Genomic DNA, 4,636 nt, shown 5'->3' on the forward strand with positions numbered 1-4,636 from the left:
CCCAAGAAAGGTCAACCATGGACCTGGACCTGGTGATCCAAGACGCCCAAGTGATAGACGGCACCGGCCACCCCGCCTACCGCGCCGACATCGGCGTACACAAGGGCAGGATCGCCACCATCCACAGGGAGGACGAGACCCCGGCCAACCGCGACCGCCGCCCGACAGGGCACCAACACACCCTGGACGCCCAAGGCCTAGCGCTAGCGCCCGGTTTCATCGACATGCACGCCCACAGCGACCTCGCCCTGCTCCGCGACCCGGCGCACACCGCGAAGACCGCCCAGGGCGTCACCCTGGAGGTCATCGGCCAGGACGGCCTCTCCTACGCCCCCGTGGACGACCGCACGCTCACCCAGGTCCGCCAGGCCATCACCGGCTGGAACGGCGACGGCGCCGACATCGACTTCACGTGGCGCACCGTCGGCGGCTATCTGGACGCCCTCGACACCGCCCACGGCGGCCAAGGCATCGCGGTGAACGCCGCCTACCTCATCCCCCAGGGCACGGTCAGGATGTACGCGGTCGGCTGGGACGACCGGCCCGCCACCCCCGCCGAGCTGGCCCGGATGAAGCAGCTCGTCGCCGACGGCATGCGCGAGGGCGCCGTCGGCATGTCCTCGGGCCTCACCTACACCCCCGGCATGTACGCCGACGACTCCGAACTCACTGCGCTGTGCGAGGTCGTGGCCGCCCACAAGGGCTACTACTGCCCCCATCACCGAAGTTACGGAGCGGGCGCCCTCCAGGCGTACGAGGAGATGGTCAACCTCACCCGCACCGCCCGCTGCCCCCTGCACCTCGCGCACGCCACCATGAACTTCGGCGTGAACAAGGGCAAGGCCCCGGACCTCCTCGCCCTCCTTGACGACGCCCTCGCGCAGGGCGCCGACATCACCCTGGACACGTACCCCTACACCCCCGGCTGCACGACCCTCGTCGCCATGCTGCCCAGCTGGGCGAGCGAAGGCGGACCCGACGCGATCCTCGCCCGCCTGAAGGACGAGGGAACCGCCGAGCGGATCCGCCACCACATGGAGGTCATCGGCGCCGACGGCTGCCACGGCGTGCCCATCGAGTGGGACACGATCGAGATCTCCGGCGTCAGCGACCCGGGGCTCGTGTCCTGCGTGGGCAAGACGATCCAGCAGTCCGCCGACGCGCGCGGCGAGGAGCCCTGGGTCACCGCCCGCCGCCTGCTCATCGACGACAGGCTGGGCTCGACGATCCTCCAGCACGTGGGCCACGAGGAGAACGTACGGGCGATCATGCGTCACCGCGTGCACACCGGCGGCAGCGATGGCATCTTGCAAGGGTTCAAGCCGCACCCGCGCGCGTACGGCACGTTCCCGCAGTATCTCGGGCGTTACGCGAGGGAGTTGGGCGTCATGTCGCTCGAGGAGACCGTCGCCCACCTCACCTCGCGGCCCGCCGCCCGCCTCCGCCTCCCCGACCGGGGCCTGGTCCGCGAGGGCTACCGCGCCGACCTGGTCCTCTTCGACCCGGAGACGGTCGCGGCGGGCTCCACCTTCGAGGCGCCCCGCACGCTGCCCACCGGCATCCCGCACGTCCTGATCGACGGCCGGTTCGTGATGCGCGACGGTCGGCGCACGGATGTCCTCGCGGGACGCGCCGTACGCCGTACACCCTGACCCCACCCACGGCGAAGACCCGCGCCGACCACGGGCACCGCGACCACCGTCAGCGCCCGGTCGCCCCGTCGATCAGTTCGCGCAGGATGTCCGCGTGACCGGCGTGCCGGCCGGTCTCTTCGATCAGATGGGTGAGCGCCCAACGAACGCTAGGCGCAGGGCCGTTGGCCCGAGGGCGGGGCAGGGGCGCGCCTAGGTCGGTACACCCGTCGAGCACGTCGTTCGCCTCGGCGACCGCCTGCCGGTAACGGGCGACGACGTCGGCCACGCTGTCGCCGGGCGCGGCCCGGAAGGTCGCGGGCCAGTCACCGACCCGCTCCCCGAGGAACGTGGCGCGCTCCACGGAGGTGAGGTGGCCCAGCAGCCCGAGCAGGTGGGTGCCCGAGGGCACCGCGGCGGTACGGACCGCCGGTTCGGGCGCGCCCTCGACCTTCGCCGCGACCGACTCCCGCAGGTAGTCGAGGAAGCCGCGCAGGACCTCGGCCTCGCTGCCGCCGGTCCTGGGCGGCGGGGTGTCACCCCGGCGTGCGGGCCGGGCGCGGCCGGTGTCCCGGGCGCGGCGGATGATCAGGACGTGGTCGGTGACCTCGGCGGTACGCCCGTCCGGTCCGGTCGCCGTCCGGCGCGGCGCGTCGGCCCGCTCGACCGTCCACGCCGCCGGATCCAGGCCGAGCTCCGCGGCGACCTCGTGGGGCGTCGCGTACCGCACGCCGGGATCCTGGTTCCACGACCAGGGAGCGGTCGAGCCGTGGTCGACGACAAAAAGCGCCCCGCCCGGCCGCAGGGCGTGCGCGGCCTTGCGCAGGACGGCGGCCCTGTCCAGCGCGAGGGGGGTCTGGAGGTAGTGGGCGCTGACGAGGTCGAACGCGCCGCGCGGGAAGGACGCGGGCAGGTCGTGCCGTTCGGCGGTGATCCGGTCGTCCAGGCCGTGGGCGCGGGCGAGCGCGGTGAGCCGTTCGACCGCCACGGCCGAGACGTCGACGGCGGTGACGCGCCACCCCTGGCGGGCGAGCCACAGCGCGTCGCCGCCCTCGCCGCAGCCGAGGTCGAGCACGTCGCCGGGCGACAGACCGGTGACCGTCTCGGCGAGCCGTACGTTCGGCCGCGGCTCGGTGGCCGCGGGCTTCGCCGCGTAGACCTCGTCCCAGAACGTGTCCGCGCTGGTGGAGTTCATCGGGGGCTCCTTCTGTCGGGCTGCCGGGGCTATCGAGCTGCCGGGTTGCCGGGTTGCCGGGGCTATCGAGCTGCCGGGTTGCCGGGGCTGTCGAGCTGTCCAGCTGTCGGGAACACCCGCAGTCTTCTTCGGCCCCCCACGATCTGGCACGCAATCTTGCGGTTCCGGCAACCTCTCGAACCGGCCCCCCGGCCCCATACGGGCTGCTCATCCTCTTCGGCCCGCAAGGAACGCGCGCGGACATGCGAACGGCGCCCGACCGGTCCTTTGAGGACCGATCGGGCGCCGTTCGAGGGCTGCTAGACGACCGACGTCGGCCAGACCGGCTCCGCCGGCTCCGGCGCGACGGGCGCGGGCATGGCGCGGCAGGTGAAGCCGAGGCCGGTCAGCGCCCGGGTCACTTCCTGCGCCGAGAAGTCACGGCGGTCCTGGCGCGTGATCACTTCCCCGACCTGCTTGACGGGGTAGTGGCGCCGGCCGATGATCACGGACTCACCGGTGACGGGTTCGGGCTTGACGCCCTTCATGGCCTGCTCGACCTCGCTCTTGAACAGGTCGAAGGGGAAGCGGGCGATGACACAGCGCATGGTGCCTCACAGAAGGGAAGGGGCGGGAAGACCTGACGGGCTGGGCCGGACGGGCCGGACCGGACAGCGGGCTGGGCCGGACAGCGGGCTGGGCCGGACGGGGCTCAGGCGGCCCTGCTCTGCGAAGCCCCCTGCGAGGCTCCGCCCCGCGCCGCACCGTCGCCCTGTGCGCGGGCGGTGTAGGCGCGGCGCGCGCGGCCGTCGCGGGGGCGGCGGCCACGGGCCGGGGAGCCGCCGCGCCGGGCGCCTTCCTTCGGCGGGGCGGCGATGGTCACCGGGACCCCCGAGGGGGTACGGGCGCCGGTGATGCGCGTCAGCTCGGCCTCGCCGGAGCGCACCTGAATCGTCTCCGGGGTGATGCCCGCGGCAATCATCAGGCGGCTCATGTCGCGCCGCTGCGCCGAGGTGACCAGCGTGACGACACTGCCGGAGCCACCGGCGCGGGCGGTACGGCCGCCGCGGTGCAGGTAGTCCTTGTGGTCGGCCGGCGGGTCCACGTTGACGACCAGGTCGAGGTCGTCGACGTGGATGCCGCGCGCCGCGACGTTCGTGGCGACGAGCGCCGTGACCTGGCCGGACTTGAACTGAGCGAGCGTGCGGGTGCGCTGGGGCTGGGACTTGCCGCCGTGCAGCGCCGCGGCCCGCACGCCGCTGTTGAGCAGGTGCGTGGTGAGCTGGTCGACGCCGTGCTTGGTGTCGAGGAAGAGGATCACTCGCCCGTCGCGGGCGGCGATCTCCGTCGTGGTCGCGTACTTGTCGGCACCGTGGATGTGCAGCACGTGGTGCTCCATCGTGGTGACCGCGCCCGCCGAGGGGTCGACCGAGTGGACGACCGGGTCGTTGAGGTAGCGACGGACCAGAAGGTCGACGTTGCGGTCCAGGGTGGCCGAGAACAGCATGCGCTGGCCACCGGTTTGCACCTGGTCGAGAAGCTCGGTGACCTGCGGCAGGAAGCCCATGTCGGCCATCTGGTCGGCCTCGTCGAGGACGGTGATGGCGACGTCGTCGAGCTGGCAGTCGCGGCGCTCGATCAGGTCCTTGAGCCGTCCGGGCGTGGCGACGACGACCTCGGCTCCGGCGCGCAGCGCACCGGCCTGCCGTCCGATCGACATGCCGCCGACCACGGTGGCCATGCGCAGCCGCACCGCCTTGGCGTACGGGGTGAGCGCGTCGGTCACCTGCTGCGCCAGCTCGCGGGTGGGTACGAGGACCAGGGCGAGGGG

The 4,636-nt window shown here is 72.9% G+C and carries 4 protein-coding genes and 1 pseudogene; 1 reads left to right on the forward strand and 4 read right to left on the reverse strand.

The window, feature by feature from the left end:
• The first annotated feature begins 23 nt into the window (after positions 1–23).
• Positions 24–1,652, forward strand: a complete 1,629-nt coding sequence (locus tag GKQ77_RS28050) for an N-acyl-D-amino-acid deacylase family protein (RefSeq protein WP_219691725.1) — start codon at positions 24–26, stop codon at positions 1,650–1,652.
• A 49-nt stretch (positions 1,653–1,701) separates the two neighbouring features.
• Here the strand turns inward: GKQ77_RS28050 and GKQ77_RS28055 are convergent, their stop codons facing one another.
• The 4 genes and pseudogenes from GKQ77_RS28055 to GKQ77_RS28070 form a co-directional block, all read right to left on the reverse strand.
• Positions 1,702–2,217 (reverse strand): DinB family protein, encoded by a 516-nt coding sequence (locus GKQ77_RS28055; protein ID WP_219691726.1) that lies wholly within the window; start codon positions 2,215–2,217, stop codon positions 1,702–1,704.
• A pseudogene (locus tag GKQ77_RS28060) lies at positions 2,209–2,826 on the reverse strand (SAM-dependent methyltransferase); the annotation flags it as partial. The pseudogene GKQ77_RS28060 and the gene GKQ77_RS28055, both read right to left, overlap by 9 nt.
• A 299-nt stretch (positions 2,827–3,125) precedes the next feature.
• On the reverse strand, positions 3,126–3,413 hold the full coding sequence (locus tag GKQ77_RS28065; protein ID WP_219691723.1) for an SCO5918 family protein: 288 nt from the start codon (positions 3,411–3,413) through the stop codon (positions 3,126–3,128).
• Between the two features lie 104 nt (positions 3,414–3,517).
• Positions 3,518–4,636, reverse strand: a 1,119-nt coding sequence (locus tag GKQ77_RS28070) for a DEAD/DEAH box helicase (protein WP_219691724.1), incomplete at its 5' end; no start/stop codon positions are given.

Origin of the sequence: Streptomyces anatolicus (genome assembly GCF_019400875.1) — a bacterium.
Lineage (GTDB): Bacteria > Actinomycetota > Actinomycetes > Streptomycetales > Streptomycetaceae > Streptomyces > Streptomyces anatolicus.